Raw genomic sequence first — 16490 nt, forward strand, 5'->3', positions numbered from 1 at the left:
ATGTTGCCGTGCATGTCTTTCAGCCGACGAAACCTAATTTGCTATGCCGCCATAGCAGCTCCTTCCGCCGCTCTTTTGCCCGTTCTCGGTCGCTCTCAGCTGCGCGCTAGCGAAGGAGCAACGTCAATTCTCCGGTTCATTCCTTCTAGCCTGCACCAGGGCATTCTAGATGGATCGTCAAAACGTGACCTCAGTCGATACATTCAAAGTGGCGTAGATTCTGGCGAAAACCTGTTCTTCCCGGGAAAGGCTTCTTCGAAATACGCGATCGACGGACAGATCCAAATTCGAAATCATGCGCAATACCTCAGTTCTTCCGGGTTGGTTCGGCTCGATTTCCTAGGCCGGGCTGAAGACTTGAACGCCATTGAGTTGCTTTCTGGGCGAAGGGACGGGCTATCCTCTTCTATGACGCGGCAGGCCCAGTCGATAGCCGGGTTTCGCATAACCGGTCCAGAAGATGCGAAGTACGGCAGTATGATCTTCGTGGAGGAGGGTACGTTTTTTCCTCGCATTGAGAGGATATTCAGCGAGACAGGGGTCAACCGCGGTTATTTAGGCTCTCTTGCTGATTCCTTCCTTCGTGTTCACGGCACGACAAAATCGTACGTGAACGACGTGACGATTAGGGATTGTGTCTTCGCGGGTGTCCGTAACGCTGGCGATCCGAATTTCCCAGCATGCGGCATCTGGATCGAGGGCTGCATTGAAGGCAGAGTAGAAAATACGAAGGTATTCTATTTCGACGAATGTATGCGCCTTGGAAACGCTGACTCAGCCACAAGGAACGTGCAGTTCATGATTTTTGATCAAGTCCAGCTTGAGCCGACGAAGCCCTATGACCAAGCAGACCGGCAAGCCGCTTTGAATATCTATCTCGCCCACGCTTGCAATTTTCGCGATTGTCGCTTCGCCGTCGGGAACGGCGCTGACCGTGTGAACTCGGTTGCCGTTAGAGTATCCGGGATCGCTAAGCAGATCCGTTTCAGGGACTGTTCATTTCAAGGCTTCCGGCGCGCGCAAAACTTGTTGGAGATTTCTGAAAGCGGTGCCGCAGATGGCATATACATATCCGGAGCGGACATTCGGGATTTCGTTGGCGACTTGACCGTCAACCTAGGAACGGCCCGTGATATTGTCTTTGAAAACTCGAGCATCCTTCCGCCAACCATTTGACAATCAAGTTAGTCCGTCCCCCACCCAATTTCAGTCAAAGACTAACATTGGTATCTGCTAGAAAGCTGACATTTCAATTCGGGCAGGGCAATCCATTAAATCGCAAACGAAATGGTTGGACATCGCCATGCGGGATGCGGCGGGTTTCCGTGGGGTGCTATGGTAGGTTGGACACCAGCAAAGCGCTGATGCGATAGAGTTCAGGCACTTCGGCCAGGGGTACCAAACTAAATGCTTGCACATCCAGACGGAGTTTGGGATTCCCGTGCCTGAATGATCGGGGTCCCTTCCTACCATGCAATAGCGGCGATGGGCATCACCATCGCCATGTTCATTGCCTTTGCGCGCGGGCGCATGTCGGTGGAGATTATCTCGCTGATGACGATCGCCGTCATCGCGGTGGGGCTGTATTTCTTCCCGCTCGACGACACGCAGCCGATCGACGGCTTGAGCCTCGCATTTTCGGGTTTCGGTCATTACGCTCTGATCACCATTTGCGCGCTGATGATCATGGGGCGCGGGCTGGTGGTCACCGGCGCGCTCGATCCCGCGGCGCGTTTCCTCGAGCGGTTGTTCAAGATCAACCTCCAGCTCGGGCTGCTGTTCTCGCTGGTGGTGACCTTCCTGCTGTCGATGGGGGTCAACAACACGCCGGTGCTGGTGCTGCTCATGCCGATCTTCGTCCAGCTGGCGATGCGCGGCGCGATGGCGGCGTCGAAAACGCTGATCCCGCTCAATGCGGCTTCGCTGATGGGCGGCATGGCCACCACCATCGGCACGTCCACCAATATCCTCGTAGTGTCGATCGCGGTGGATCTGGGGATGCCCGAAATGGGCGTCTTCCACTTCACCCCGATCGTGCTGATCGCCTCGCTGGTGGCGCTGCCCTTCGTATGGATCGTCATGCCGCGCATGCTGGGCGACAACCGGATCGAGACGGTCCATGCCCAGCGCCTGTTCGAAACCCGCCTGCGCGTGACCGAGGATTCGATCCTCAACGGGCGCCAGCTGTCGGAACTGCAGTCGCGCCTGCCGGCCGGGATCGAGTTCCACGACGTTCCGGTCGGCCTGCTGCGCCCGCAGCACCGGCTGCGGATGACGGGGACACATGAAGCGATCGAGGAGGCGATGGCTACGCTGCGCGGCGATGCGGCGCCCAGCTGGGTGATCGACCGCATCCGCCGCCGGTCGAGCGAGACGCGCACCGACATCGCGGTCGGCGAGATGATCGTCACTGCGGATTCGCGGCTGATTGGGCGGACGCTGCCAAGCTCGGGGATCGCCGACCTGTTCGGCGTGGCGGTGATCGGGACCCACCGTCCCGCGCGCCTGGTGGGCGAGAAAGAACAGTTTTCCGAAGTCGGCGACATGCGCTTTGCCGAAGGCGACGTGCTGCTGGTGATGGGCCTGCCCGATGACATGCAGCACTTTGCCCGCTCGGACAGCCTGCTGCAGCTCGAGGGGGTCCGCGAATTGCCCCGCCGGTCGAAAGCGACGCTGGCGGCAGCGATCATGGGCGGTTCGATCGCCTTCGCTTCGGTCGGGCTGGTGCCGATCGCCATCGCGTCGCTGGCCGGGGCGATCCTGATGTTCGTGACCGGCTGCGTGCGGTTCGACCGCGTCGGGCGCGGCTTGTCGGGCAGCGTTATCGTGCTGGTCGCCGCCAGCATCGCGCTGGGCCGGGTCATCCTCGACAGCGGGGCCGCCGATTGGATCGGCGGGGTAATGGCCTTCGGGCTGGAATACCTGTCCGCGCCCGCGGCGCTGGCCGCGATCATGCTGACAATGACCTTCCTCACCAATTTCGCCTCGAATGCGACCGCGGCAACGGTGGGCACGCCAATCGCCTTTGCCATTGCCGCAAAGCTGGATCTCCCGCCCGAGCCGCTGGTGCTGGCGGTGCTGTTCGGCTGCAACCTGTGTTACGCGACCCCGATCGCCTACCAGACCAACATGCTGATCATGGCGGAAGGGTCGTATGAGTTTAAGGACTATGTCCGCACCGGGGTGCCGCTGGTCCTGATCATGGTCACGTTGCTGTCGGTCGGCCTGGCCGTCACCTATCAATTGTGATTGCCGAGAGCGCGCGGCCGCGGCGGTTCGCGAAGCCCGCGCTGCTGGCCTTGTACGGCATCCTGTTCCTGCCCGAGTTCTTCGACCGCCTGCGCGATATCGGCGGGATCGCGGGGCCGCTTGCCTATACCGTGCTGGTCTTAGCGGCGCTGTGCGGCATAATCGGCGCCGCCTACACCGCCAATGCGCTGCTGCGCGGGGGCCTCGCACTGCTGCTGTTCGCCGCCAGCTTCGTGATCGAAGCCTATGCCCGCTCCTCGCTCGAATTCCTCACCTATGGCGCGTTCATCGACCTCATCACCGCGGCCGAGTTTGCCGGGGATGCAATGGACCAGAACGAAGCTGCATTGTGGCGCAGCCTGCCGGGACCGGCGGTCCTGCTGATCGCCGTGGCGTGGCCGCTGCGCCGCCGGGCGCGTACCCGCGCCAACACGCCGGCACTGGCCATGCCCGCGGCGCTCGTCCTGTTCACGCTGCTTGCCTTCACGCGCGGCGGAGACGGGCTCAAGGCGCTACCGGGCGGCTATGCCGCGCTCAGCTATGCCGTGCTGGCGGCGTATGAGCGAGCGGCAGGCGATCTCGGGCCGCGCAAGGGCGTCTCGATCGCACATGTCCGGGCGCCGCTGTACCGCGATATCGTGCTGATCGTCGATGAAAGCATCTCGGGCCACTATCTCGATATCAACCATCCGCGCGGGGTGCGTTCTGGCCTTGCGGAGGCGCGGCCCGGGGTCGAGATCGCCAATTTCGGAGTGGCCGCTTCGGCGACCAACTGCAGCGCCGGTTCCAATCTCGTGCTGCGTTTTGCCGGGACGCGGGACAGCTACCGCCGCGACATCGCGGTCGGGCCCTCGCTGTGGGACTATGCCGCGCATGCCGGGCTGGAGACGGTCTATATCGATGCCCAGCGTTCCGGCGGCGCGATGCAGAACCAGATGACGCCGCGCGAACGCGAGCGCATCGACCGCTTCATCCAGTTCGGCGGGCTGGCGGTGCGCGACCGCGACATGGCCGTTGCCGACCGGATCGCGCACTTGCTGGGCGACGGCACTGCATCCTTCATCCTGGTCAACAAGGTCGGCGCGCATTTCCCGATCCACGACAAGTTTCCCGACAGCCATGCCCGCTACCGGCCGATCCTGCCGCGCGGCGGCTTCCTCGATGTGGCCGATACCGGATCGCGCACCGGCTTCGGCGGTTCGCAGGCGGACTGGCGGCGCTACCGCAATTCCTATCGCAACACGCTCGAATGGAGCGTCGGTGCCTTTTTCGACCGGCTGCTGGAGCGCGCCGAGCTGGCCGAGGCGCTGGTCATCTATACCGCCGATCACGGGCAGAACCTGCACGAAGGCGGCAAGGGCGGGACGACCACGCATTGCTCGGTCGACCCGCGGCCCGAGGAAGGCGCGGTGCCGCTGGTTGTGCTGCAGGGCGGGGCGGGGGCGCTCGCGTTCACGCCCGGCGGGGCTGCCAGCCACTACATGATCGCGCCGACGCTGCTGGCAGCGATGGGATACGACCGCGAGGCCGTGCGCGCGCGCAGCGGCGGGGCGCTCGACGAACCATCGCGCGATCCGGCGACCTTCAACTATCTCTACAACGCGCGGCTCAACCGCGAGCCGCGCTGGCGCGAGGTCGATCCCACGGCGCTGGCCCCGGTCCCCGACGACCCGGAGACGGGGAGGCCATTCTGACCGCCGGCGTCTTTCCTGCCGCGCCGCTCCGTGACACAAGGCAGCCGCAAGTTTCGCGGGTCCGGCAACGCGCGTTTTCTGCCGCGGGCCCGCGTTCCAACTGTTCCATCCAATAGGGAGAGCCGAGATGGTTTCCAAATTCACTTCTACCGCGCTGGCGGCGCTGGCCGTGGCCACCGCAGCGCCAGCCCAGGCGAACGACCTGCGCGAGACGCTGGCGGCCGACATGCCCGAGCTGATGGAACTCTATCGCGACCTGCATGCGAACCCCGAACTCAGCTTCGAGGAGCACGAGACCGCGGCCAAGCTGGCCGCGCGGATGCGCGCGCTGGGTTTCGAAGTGACCGAGGGTGTCGGACGCACGGGCGTGGTCTCGGTGATGCGCAATGGCGATGGGCCGACCGTCCTGCTGCGCGCCGACATGGACGGCCTCCCGGTGGTCGAGCAGACCGGGCTGCCCTATGCCTCGACGCAGACTGCCACGCCCGCCAGCGGCGTGACCACCGGCGTGATGCATGCCTGCGGCCACGACACACACATGGCGGGCTTCATCGGTGCCGCGCGCCTGCTGGTCGATCACAAGGACCAGTGGCAGGGCACGCTGGTGATGGTGCTGCAACCTGCGGAGGAGATCGGCCTCGGCGCGCTCGCGATGCTCGATGACGGGCTTTATACCAAGTTCCCCAAGCCCGATTACGCACTGGCATTCCACGATGCCGCCGCGCCCGCCCCGGCGGGGACCATCGGCTACACGCCCGGCTATGCACTGGCCAATGTCGACAGCGTTGACATCACGGTGAAGGGCATCGGCGGGCACGGTGCCTATCCGCACACCACGGTCGATCCGGTGGTGCTGGCCAGCGCGATAGTGATGAAGCTGCAGACGGTGGTCAGCCGCAGTTCCTCGCCGCTCGATCCCGCCGTGATCACCGTGGGCAGCTTCCATGCCGGGGCCAAGCACAACATCATCAGCGACGAAGCGAAATTGCAGCTGACGGTGCGCAGCTATTCGGACGAGAGCCGCCAGCTGCTGCTCGACGGGATCCGGCGCGTGGCGCGTGGCGAGGCGATCACGGCCGGACTGCCCGAGACCCTGATGCCCGAAATCACCGTCGAGGACCCCTATACGCCGTCGACCTTCAACGATCCCGATTTCAGCGAGAGCATCGCCGCGGGTTTCCGGCAGCGGTTCGGCGATGAGCGGGTGATGGAGTGGCCGGCGGTCATGGGCGGCGAGGATTTCAGCCAGTTCCGCCGGGCCGCGCCAGAGGACGTCAAATCGATGATCTTCTGGATCAGCGGAACGCCGCAACCGCTGCTCGACCGGCTCGAAGAGGACGGCACGCCGCTGCCGTCGCTGCATTCGCCCTTCTGGGCGCCCGACGCGGAGAAGGTGATTGCGACCGGTGCCGAGGCGCTCGCATCGGCGGCGATCAGGCTGATGCCGAACGGGGAAAGCTGACGCCCGATAAAAGTGTGGCCGCCGGAGCGTTTGGGGGCGCTCCGACGGCCGTATTCTCCTCCCCAGGAGAACTGTTGATCGGGTCTAGTCTTCCGCGGGGACGTAGGTCCCGAGGCGGTGGTGCAGGGCGTTGATCCGGGCCAGCTCCTCGCGGTCGTCGGTGGCGCGGGCGTAATGCGTCAGCGCCGTCCGCAGGAGGCGGAAATCCGCCGTCGAGAAGAGCGCCCGGGCGCGGCCCGGTTCGGTCTTCGGAGTGTCGTCTGCCATAGTCGTCATCCTTCCTCTCCTTAGGCGGCTGCGAACTGGTTCATCGTGTTGTCCTTGCCGCCGGCCTTGAGGGCCGCTTCACCGGCGAAGTATTCCTTGTGATCGTCGCCGACGTCCGAACCAGCCATGTTCTGGTGCTTCACGCAAGCGATACCCTGACGGATTTCTTCGCGCTGCACGTTCTTGACGTAGCCGAGCATCGCCTGTTCCCCGAAATATTCTTTGGCGAGGTTGTCGGTGCTCAGCGCAGCCGTGTGGTAGGTCGGCAGCGTGATCAGGTGATGGAAGATGCCGGCGCGCTTCGAACCATCGGCCTGGAAGGTGCGGATCTTCTCGTCGGCTTCGGCGGCAAGGTCGGTGCCGTCGTAATCGACGCTCATCAGCCGGTCGCGGTCATAGGCGGAGACGTCCTTGCCCGCTTCGGCCCAGGCATCATAGACCTGCTGGCGGAAGTTGAGCGTCCAGTTGAAGCTGGGCGAGTTGTTGTACACCAGCTTGGCGTTGGGGACGACTTCGCGGACCCGGTCGACCATGCCGGCGATCTGCTCGACATGCGGCTTCTCGGTTTCGATCCACAGCAGGTCGGCCCCTGCTTCCAGCGCGGTGATGCAGTCGAGCACGCAGCGGTCTTCGCCGGTTCCGGGACGGAACTGGTACAGGTTGCTGGGCAGGCGCTTGGGCGCCAGCAGCTTGCCGTCGCGGCTGATGAAGACCTGGCCGTTCCTGATGTCGCCGGCATCGACTTCGTCGCAATCGAGGAAGCTGTTGTACTGGTCGCCGAGGTCGCCGGGCTCCTTCGAATAGGCGATCGACTTGGTCAGGCCGGCGCCCAGGCTGTCGGTGCGGGCGACGATGATGCCTTCGGGAACGCCCAGTTCGAGGAAGGCATAGCGGATCGCGCGGATCTTCTGGTGGAATTCCTCATGCGGCACGGTGACCTTGCCATCCTGGTGACCGCACTGCTTTTCGTCGGACACCTGGTTCTCGATCTGGAGCGCGCAGGCACCGGCTTCGATCATCTTCTTGGCGAGCAGATAGGTCGCCTCGGCATTGCCGAAACCGGCGTCGATATCGGCGATGATCGGCACGACGTGCGTCTCGTGGTCGTCGATGGCCTTCTGCAGGCGCTGTGCTTCCACCTGGTCGCCGGCATCGCGGGCCGCGTCGAGATCGCGGAACATCATGCCCAGTTCGCGGGCATCGGCCTGCTTGAGGAAGGTGTAGAGTTCCCCGATCAGATTGGGGACTGAGGTCTTTTCATGCATCGACTGGTCGGGCAGCGGGCCGAATTCGCTGCGCAGCGCGGCGACCATCCAGCCCGAGAGATAGAGGTAGCGGCGCTTGGTGTTGCCGAAATGCTTCTTGATCGAGATCATCTTCTGCTGCGCGATGAAGCCGTGCCACGTACCGAGCGACTGGGTGTAGTTGGCCGGGTCGCGGTCGTAGGCTTCCATGTCTTCGCGCATGATCTTCGCGGTGTAGCGGGCAATGTCGAGACCCGTGCGGAAGCGGTTCTGGACGACCATGCGCGCGGCGCTTTCGCCATCGATGGCGCCCCAGGGCGCGCCATTGGCGGCGATGGTCTGGTTCATTTCTTCGATCCGGTCCGAATAGCTCACGGGGGAACTCCTTATTGGTCTGATTTCGGAGACCCTGATGGCCCGATAGCCCGACCGATGACAGGGAAATTTACAAATTATCTTGTATATCGCGTCCCCGTGCCGCTAATGGGTCTGTAAAGTTGTAAAGAAAGTGACACCGTGACTGAGGAATCGCTTTTCGCCGGCCCGGCAATCCGGCGGCTTCGCAAGCGCGAGGGCCTGACGCAGGCGGCCGCCGCCAAACGGCTCGATATCTCGCCCAGCTACCTCAATTTGATCGAGCGCAACCAGCGTCCCGTCAGCGCGCGGGTGATGATGCAGCTGGTCTCGCAGTTCGATTTCGATCCCCGCTCGCTCCGCGGCGACGAGGCTATCGGAGGCGTCGAGGGCCTCATCCGCCGGTTCGCCGACGAGCGGTTCGCCGATCTCGGGATCGACCGCGACGAAGTGCAGGAATTTCTCGCCGCGTCCCCGCAGCTCGCTTCCGCATTCGCGCGGCTTTACGACAATGCGGGACCGGCAGGGCTGGAGGCTGACGATCCACTGTCCGCCTCGCGCCGCGAAATCGAGCGCTGGCGCAACCATTTCGCCGATCTGGACAACGCCGCCGAGGAACTGGCGGACGAGATGCGCCTGTCGCGCGGGGACATCGGGATCGCCCTGACCGAACGCCTGCGCGAACGCCACCAGCTGTCCGTACGGATCTTGCCGCGCGACATCCTGCCCGGCAGCCTGCGCCGGCTCGACCTGCATGCCCGGCAGATCCAGCTGTCCGAAATGCTCAGCATGCCTTCGCGCAATTTCCAGCTGGCGCTGCAGATCGCGCAGCTCGAATTCGCCGACGTTATCGAAGCGGTGGCGCGCGGCGCGCGGTTCGATGACGAGGCGGCCCGGGCGCTGTTCGAACGGCATCTGACCGGCTATGTCGCGGCAGCGCTGATCATGCCCTATGGCCGGTTCCTGCGCGCCTGCGAGGCCACCGGCTACGACCTGCCGGTCCTCGAACGGCGTTTCGCGGTCAGCTTCGAACAGCTTGCCCACCGGCTGACCACGCTCCAGCGGGTGGGCCAGCGGGGCCTGCCCTTCTTCATGATCCGGCTCGACCGGGCCGGCCAGTTTTCCAAGACGATTACCGGTGCCAGCACCGCGCGCTTCGTCGATTCCGCCAGCAGCTGCCCGCTGTGGCACGCGCACCGCGCGTTCGACCGCGCAGGGGAGTTGCAGGTCCAGTTCGTCACCCCCGACAATGCCGCAGACCGCGAAGGTGGCTGGCTGACGATGGCCCGCACGGTGGAGGGCAGCGGTGCGCCGGGCGAAGCGCAATTCGTCGTCGCGCTGGGGATCGAGGCGGTGCTGGCGACCGATCTGGCGCATGCGCGCGGCGTATCGCTGCGCACTGACGATGCGCAGCCGATCGGGCCTGGCTGCGCGCGCTGCCACCGCGAGGGATGCAGCCAGCGGTCCTTGCCGCCGCTGGGCCGCAAGCTGGCCTTCGACCGCACGCGGCGCGGCGTGACCCCGTTCGAATTCGAAGTGGCCTAGCCGCGCGCACAGTCCTGATCGGATCGCTTACAGGCGTGATGTGTAAAGTTTACCGACGGTTCATTCCTGTCTGCTAGTCAAGCATCCCGACACTAACCATTGGTGAGCCGGTTCGGATGATCCGCCTGTTCAAGCATTACATTTCCTACAATGTGGTGCTGCTTTCCCTGATCGACTTCATGTTGCTGCTGCTGGCAGGCGAAGCCGCGTGGCGGCTGCGCGTGATGCAGATCGGCACGGGCGTCGGGGAAGTTTCCGATCGCGCGGTCGAAATCGGGGTTTTCGCCGGAGTCATCTGGCTGGGGATGATCGCCGTGGGCTCCTATGGCCCCGAGGCGCTGCGCTCGATCCGCTTCGCGACTGCCCGGTTGCTGGTGGCGGTCAGCCTGGGCGTGCTCGCCATATCGCTGGTCAATTTCGTCCTCCCCGGTTCGGCGCTGTGGCGCTCGGTCCTGCTGTACGCGATGGGGATCGCCATCCTCGTGCTCGTGGCGAACCGGATCCTCGCAAGCCGGATGCTGGGCGCCGAGGCGTTCCGGCGGACGGTGCTGGTGCTGGGCGCAGGCGAACGCGCCAGGCGGCTCGAGCGCCTGTCGCACAGGCCCGAAAGCGGCTTCAGGATCGGTGCCTTCGTCGCGATGGGGGAAACCGCGCCGCTGATCGCCACCGCCGTGCAGCGCGAATCGATTTCCGATCTCGGCCGGTTCGCCGACCGCGTCGGTGCGACCGAGGTCGTGCTCGCGCTGCAGGAACGGCGCAATTCGCTGCCGCTGAAAGACCTGCTGCGCGTCAAGACGCAGGGCGTCCACGTCAACGACTTCTCCAGCTTTCTCGAACGTGAGCTGGGACGGGTGGATCTCGACACGCTCAACCCCAGCTGGCTGATCTTTTCCGACGGGTTTTCCGCCGGCCGGCGCTTGTCGAGCATCGGCAAGCGGACGTTCGATATCGTTGCCAGCCTGCTGCTGCTGATCGTCGGTCTGCCGCTGATCGGTATCTTTGCGGTGCTGGTAAAGCTGGAAACCGGCGGCCCGGCATTCTTCCGCCAGAAGCGCGTCGGCCTCTACGGCCAGACCTTCACGCTGATAAAGCTGCGCTCGATGCGCTTCGATGCCGAAGCGAACGGGGCGCAATGGGCGGAGAAGGGCGATCCGCGGGTGACGCGGGTCGGACGGGTGATCCGGACCGTGCGCATCGACGAACTGCCGCAGGCCTGGAGCGTGCTCAAGGGCGAGATGAGTTTCGTCGGCCCGCGGCCCGAAGTGCCCGCCTTCGTCTCCGAACTGGAAAAGGCGCTGCCCTATTATGCGGAGCGCCATGTCGTGAAGCCGGGCATCACCGGCTGGGCGCAGATCAACTACCCCTATGGCGCCAACACCGAAGACGCGCGCCACAAGCTCGAATACGATCTCTATTACGCCAAGAATTACACGCCGTTTCTCGACCTTTTGATCCTGTTGCAGACGGCGCGGGTCATCCTCTGGCCGGACGGTGCGCGATGATGGGTCTCGTCGGCAGCCTGTCCTATGTGGCCTACACGATCGGGGCGATCGTCTGCGCGCTTGCGGCGATCTGGATCGGGCGCAAGGGCGATCCCGCGCGTGGCGACCGCACACCCGCGATCGTCGCTGTGGCGCTGACTGCCAACTGGTGCTTCGCCGCGGCCAGCTTCGAGCCGGGCCGGCCGATCGTCGAGCTCACCGAGATCGCCCGCAATCTCGCGTGGTTGTTCGTCCTGTTCCGCCTGTTCAGCAACGATGGCCGCGACGAGACCTTGCGGCTGGTGCGACCGGTGGTGGTCGCGCTGGTGCTGGTCGAGGTCATGCAATTCCTCTTGCTGCTCATCGCCCGGCGCTATGCGGTCACGCCCGAGCTTGCGCTGCTGACATTCGATACCGCGGCGCTGTTCCGCGTGATGGTGGCGGTCGGCGCGCTGGTGCTGCTGCACAATCTCTATGCCGGTGCCGCCGCGACCTCGCGCGAAATCCTGCGATGGAGCGTTGCTGCCCTGGCGGGGCTGTGGGCCTTCGACCTCAACTATTTCACCATCGCCTACATCATGGGATCGCCGCCGGGCGAGCTGGCCGTTCTGCGCGGACTGGCGGCCGCCATCTTCGCCGTACCCTTCGCAATCGGCTTCACGCGCGATTCTTCCGAACTCGCCTTCAGCCCGTCGCGTGCGGTCACCTTCCGCTTCCTCTCGCTGCTGCTGATCGGGGGGTATCTTGCAGTGATGCTGGGCATCGCGCGCTGGCTCAACATGCTCAGCGGCGATCTGGCCCGGCTGACACAGGTGGGCCTGATCATCGCGGCGGGTGCGCTGGCGTTGATCTGGCTGCCTTCGGACCGCCTGCGCGGCTGGTTGCGGGTCACCGCGGTCAAACACCTGTTCAAGCACCGGTACGACTACCGCACCGAGTGGATCCGCTTTACCGACACGATCGGCACCACCGGGTTCGACAACATCACCCTGCAGGAGCGTACGGTCAAAGCGCTGGCCGATATCACCGACAGCCCGTCTGGCCTGCTGCTGGTGCCGGGCGACGAGGGGGACCTCGAACTCGCGGCCAACTGGCGCTGGCCGGGACGCAACCTGCCCACCACGGCAGCCCCCGAGGCGCTGGCGAAACTGCTCGAGGACAGCGAGCTGATCCTCGATTTCGACGAACTGCGGGCGGGCATCGACCATCACGGCGAACTGGCGCATATTCCGCAGTGGCTGCGGCACGACCGATCGGCGTGGGCGGCCGTCCCGCTGATGCATTTCGACCGCCTCGTCGGCCTCGTCATCCTCGCGCGGCCGCTGGTGGCGCGCAAGCTCGACTGGGAAGACTTCGACCTCCTCGCGGTCGTGGGACGCCAGCTGGCCAGCTATCTGGCCGAACAGGCCAGCCAGACCGCCCTGCTCGAGGCGGGCCGGTTCGAGGAATTCAACCATCGCATGGCCTTTGTCATGCACGACATCAAGAACCTCTCCAGCCAGATGTCGCTGCTGCTGCGCAATGCCGAGAAACACGCCGACAAGCCAGAGTTCCGCGAGGACATGCTCGTCACGCTGCGCAACAGCGCCGACAAGCTCAACGCGCTGCTCAGCCGGCTGGGCCGCTATGGCGGGGGGACGTCTGAAGCGGTCCGCCGTTTCGATCTGGCAGTCGCTGCGCGGCGCACGGTTGAGCAGCTGAGCCAGTTTCACCCGGTCGCCGTCCTGCGGTCCGAGCCGGTCGCCGTCGAAGGCAATCCCGAAGCCTTCGACCAGGCGCTGGTCCATCTGGTCCAGAACGCGATCGATGCCAGCGATACCAACAGTTCGGTGATGGTCGAGGTGTATAGCGACGGCATGTCGGGCAAGGTCACCGTGATCGACAACGGCCATGGCATGTCGCCGCAATTCATTCGCAACAGCCTGTTCAAGCCGTTCGTGTCTTCGAAGAACGGCGGGTTCGGGATCGGTGCCTTCGAAGCGCGCGAACTGATCCGTTCGATGGGCGGCAGGGTCGACGTCGAATCGCGCGAAGGGCTCGGCACCCGCTTTACGATCAGCCTGCCGATACAGGCGGCCAGTTCTCTGATCAGGCGCAGCAATTCCGCAGACAATAACGAGGTCGCATAATGGCGGAAACAAAGCCGAAACTGCTCATCGTCGAGGATGACGAAGGGCTCCAGGCCCAGCTCAAATGGGCCTATGAGGATTTCGACGTGATCCTGGCGGACACGCGAGAAACCGCCGTGGCAGCGGTGCGGGCGGAAGAACCCGCGGTGGTCACGCTCGATCTCGGCCTGCCGCCGGATCCCGACGGGACCAGCGAAGGGTTCGCGGTGCTTGAGGCGATCATGGCGATCAAGCCCGATACGAAGGTGATCGTCGCCTCGGGCCACGGCGCGCGCGAAAGCGCGCTGCGCGCGGTCGAGGAAGGCGCCTACGATTTCTACCAGAAGCCTGTCGATATCGACACGCTCGGGCTGATCGTCCAGCGCGCCTACCGGCTGCACCAGATAGAGAGCGAAAACCGCCGTCTGGCCGAACAGATCGGTGACGAGCGCACAGTGCTCGGTTCGATGATCACGGCCGCGCCCGAAATGGCCAAGGTCGCGCGCACCATCGAACGCGTGGCGCCGACCAATGTGTCGGTGATGCTGCTCGGCGCGAGCGGTACGGGCAAGGAACTGCTGGCGCGCGGCGTCCACGATTGCAGCGTTCGCAAGGACGGTTCCTTCGTCGCGATCAATTGCGCGGCAATCCCGGAAAACCTGCTCGAAAGCGAGCTGTTCGGGCACGAGAAGGGCGCCTTTACCGGCGCGGTGAAGACGACACCGGGCAAGATCGAACTGGCCGATGGGGGCACGCTGTTCCTCGACGAAGTGGGCGATATTCCCTTGCCCTTGCAGGTCAAACTGCTGCGCTTCCTGCAGGAACGCACGATCGAACGCGTCGGGGGCCGCAAGGCTATTTCGGTCGACACGCGGATCGTCTGCGCCACCCACCAGGATTTGGAGGCGATGATCGGCGCGGGCACCTTCCGCGAAGACCTGTTCTACCGGCTTGCCGAAATCGTGGTGAAGGTGCCTCCGCTGTCCGACCGGCCCGGCGATGCGGTGCTGCTGGCGAAGCATTTCCTGACCCGACTGGCGAAGGAAATGAACCCGCAGGTCAAGGGGTTCGCGCCCGATGCGCTCGCCGCGATCGACAGCTGGGCCTGGCCGGGGAATGTCCGCGAGCTGGAGAACCGCGTGAAGCGCGCGGTGATCATGGCCGACAGCAAGCTCGTGACCGCCGAAGACCTTGACCTGACGCAAAGTGCGGCAGACGGCGCGGATATCGCGCTCAACCTGAAGGCGGCGCGCGAACAGGCTGACCGCCGGATGATCCGCCAGGCGCTGGCGCGCAGCGAGGGCAACATCTCGAACACGGCCAAGCTGCTGGGGATCAGCCGGCCGACGCTGTACGACCTGCTCAAGCAGTATGATCTGCACGCGTGACCTGGCCCTCCTGGCGGGACTCGTCCTGGCAGCGCCGGGCCTTGCCGCCTGCGATGGCTCGGTGGAGGATCCGTCCGGCACGGGCGCTGCTGCGCCAACCCAGCCTGCGCAGCAGCGGGCCGACATCGCGGCAATGCACGGCGAACGGGCATTGCTCGCAGGCGACCTCGCGCTGGCGCGCGCCTGGCTCGAGCCGGGCGAGTTCTCTGCGGAGACCCGCGCCGAGGGGTTCCGGAGCCTCGGTCGGCTCGAAATGGCGCAGGGGAACCTGCCGGCTGCCGGCGCGGCTTTCGACCAGTCCTATCGCGCCGATCCCGCCAATGCGGGACTGTGGGTCGATATCGGCCGGCTGCGCTATGCCGGGGGCGAACAGGCGCAGGCACTCGAGGCGGTGGAACGCGCGCTGGCAATCGATCCCGCGCATGCCGACGCGCTGCGCTTTCGCGGCCAGCTGGCCCGCGATGCGCAGGGCCTTGCAACCGGTGCGGAGTGGTTTGCCCGTGCGCTGGAGCTGCACCCGCTGAACCGGGAACTGCGGCTCGATCTCGCCGCAACGCTGAGCGATGCGGGGCGCGCGCAAGACGCTTTGGCGGTTCTGCGGGGCGGGGACGGGACTGCCGCGGCGGCGCCCCGGGGACTGTTCGTCCAGGCGGTCATTGCCGCGCGGGGTGGCGATGTCGCGCTGGCCCGCGATCTGCTGGAACGCTCGGGTCTGGCGAAGGACGGGGTCGCTTCAGCGCAATTGCTGTCGGCGCTGATCGACCTGCAGCAGGAAAACTACGCGATCGCCGCCGTGACGCTCGATCGGCTGTATTCCCGCCAACCCGACAATCGCCGGATCCGCGATCTGCTGGCCTTTGCCCTGTCGCGCAGCGCTGGCGAGCGCGAGCTGGTCCGCCGGTTTGCCGGTATCGTGGCCGACGATCCCGCATCGGCCTATCTGCGCACATTGGTCGGCCGCGCTTACGAGGCGCTGGGCGACCGCGCCCGCGCTGCGCGGTTCCTCGATCAGCCGGCGATTGCATCGGGCCAGTTGACCGCACTGCCGAGCCTTTCGCCGGTACGGATTGCGCCGACGTCGCAAGCGACCGGGGCACTGCAGCTCAGGGATCAGGTGCGCCATGCCATCGTCGCGGGCGACGGTGAGGCGGCAGTGACGCGCGCAGCCGAACTGGCGCGCCGCTTTCCCGGCTCGGCCGATGCGCAGGCGGTTCTGGGCGATGCAAGCTTTGCCGTGGGGGACAAGCCCGCCGCGCGCGCCGCCTATGGTCGCGCCGCCCGGATCCGCCTGGGGTGGCCGCTCGCTCTGCGGCTGGCGCGAGCGCAGGACGATGTGCCACGCGCGCAGAGGATGCTCGCCGACTATGTCAGGCAGAACCCGATGAACGGCGAGGCGGCGGCTGCACTGGCCGACAGCTACGCCGCGCAAGGCGATTGGCCGCGCGCGGTCGGCCTGCTCGATCACGCGCTCGATCTCGGCATGGGCCGCGTGCCGTGGGTGCTCGCCGCGCGCAGCGTCGGGGCGCGGCAGCTGGGCGACGCGGAGGAGGCAATGAGCTATGCGCTCGCCGCGCACGAACTCGAACCGATGAACCCGCTGGCGATCTCCGCGCTGCTTGCAGCCATGCCCGAAGACGGGAGCGCCGCGCGCGCCGAATTGGAAGCCAAGCTGCGCTCGCTGCAATCGCGCTGACCCGC

At 65.2% G+C, this 16490-nt stretch carries 11 protein-coding genes; 9 read left to right on the forward strand and 2 right to left on the reverse strand.

Going from position 1 to position 16490, the window contains the following annotated elements:
- The first annotated feature begins 12 nt into the window (after positions 1-12).
- The 4 genes from SJY12_RS01970 to SJY12_RS01985 all read left to right on the forward strand — a co-directional run bounded on the left by SJY12_RS01970 (position 13) and on the right by SJY12_RS01985 (position 6405).
- Positions 13-1176, forward strand: coding sequence for a hypothetical protein (locus SJY12_RS01970; protein WP_348030116.1), 1164 nt, complete (start codon positions 13-15; stop codon positions 1174-1176).
- Positions 1177-1449: 273 nt separating this feature from the next.
- Positions 1450-3249 (forward strand): SLC13 family permease, encoded by a 1800-nt coding sequence (locus SJY12_RS01975; RefSeq protein ID WP_197458066.1) that lies wholly within the window; start codon positions 1450-1452, stop codon positions 3247-3249.
- Positions 3246-4943 carry a sulfatase-like hydrolase/transferase gene (locus SJY12_RS01980; protein ID WP_397505830.1) on the forward strand — a complete coding sequence of 566 codons (1698 nt, stop codon included), beginning with the start codon at positions 3246-3248 and terminating at the stop codon, positions 4941-4943. The genes SJY12_RS01975 and SJY12_RS01980 overlap by 4 nt, the downstream gene beginning before the upstream one ends.
- Before the next feature lie 127 nt (positions 4944-5070).
- Positions 5071-6405 (forward strand): amidohydrolase, encoded by a 1335-nt coding sequence (locus tag SJY12_RS01985; RefSeq protein ID WP_397505831.1) that lies wholly within the window; start codon positions 5071-5073, stop codon positions 6403-6405.
- 84 nt (positions 6406-6489) lie between these two features.
- Here SJY12_RS01985 and SJY12_RS01990 read toward each other — a convergent pair whose 3' ends face one another.
- Positions 6490-6681 (reverse strand): hypothetical protein, encoded by a 192-nt coding sequence (locus SJY12_RS01990; protein WP_369795408.1) that lies wholly within the window; start codon positions 6679-6681, stop codon positions 6490-6492.
- Positions 6682-6692: 11 nt separating this feature from the next.
- Positions 6693-8291, reverse strand: coding sequence for an isocitrate lyase (locus SJY12_RS01995; RefSeq protein WP_397505832.1), 1599 nt, complete (start codon positions 8289-8291; stop codon positions 6693-6695).
- Positions 8292-8432: 141 nt separating this feature from the next.
- Between SJY12_RS01995 and SJY12_RS02000 the strand changes: the two genes are divergently transcribed.
- From SJY12_RS02000 to SJY12_RS02020, 5 genes are all read left to right on the forward strand, one after another.
- Entirely contained in the window at positions 8433-9815 is a 1383-nt protein-coding gene (locus tag SJY12_RS02000; RefSeq protein ID WP_397505833.1) for a short-chain fatty acyl-CoA regulator family protein, read from the forward strand.
- A gap of 116 nt (positions 9816-9931) precedes the next feature.
- Positions 9932-11317, forward strand: coding sequence for a TIGR03013 family XrtA/PEP-CTERM system glycosyltransferase (locus SJY12_RS02005; RefSeq protein ID WP_050600675.1), 1386 nt, complete (start codon positions 9932-9934; stop codon positions 11315-11317).
- On the forward strand, positions 11317-13425 hold the full coding sequence (prsK, locus tag SJY12_RS02010; protein WP_397506627.1) for an XrtA/PEP-CTERM system histidine kinase PrsK: 2109 nt from the start codon (positions 11317-11319) through the stop codon (positions 13423-13425). Before SJY12_RS02005 ends, prsK begins: the two co-directional genes overlap by 1 nt.
- A complete protein-coding gene (gene prsR / locus SJY12_RS02015; RefSeq protein WP_050600673.1) occupies positions 13425-14792 on the forward strand; it encodes a PEP-CTERM-box response regulator transcription factor in 1368 nt (455 codons plus the stop codon). The genes prsK and prsR overlap by 1 nt, the downstream gene beginning before the upstream one ends.
- A complete protein-coding gene (locus tag SJY12_RS02020) occupies positions 14776-16485 on the forward strand; it encodes a tetratricopeptide repeat protein (protein ID WP_397505834.1) in 1710 nt (569 codons plus the stop codon). Before prsR ends, SJY12_RS02020 begins: the two co-directional genes overlap by 17 nt.
- Positions 16486-16490 lie beyond the last annotated feature (5 nt).

The organism is Qipengyuania sp. R86523 (assembly GCF_044596365.1).
Lineage (GTDB): Bacteria > Pseudomonadota > Alphaproteobacteria > Sphingomonadales > Sphingomonadaceae > Qipengyuania > Qipengyuania citrea.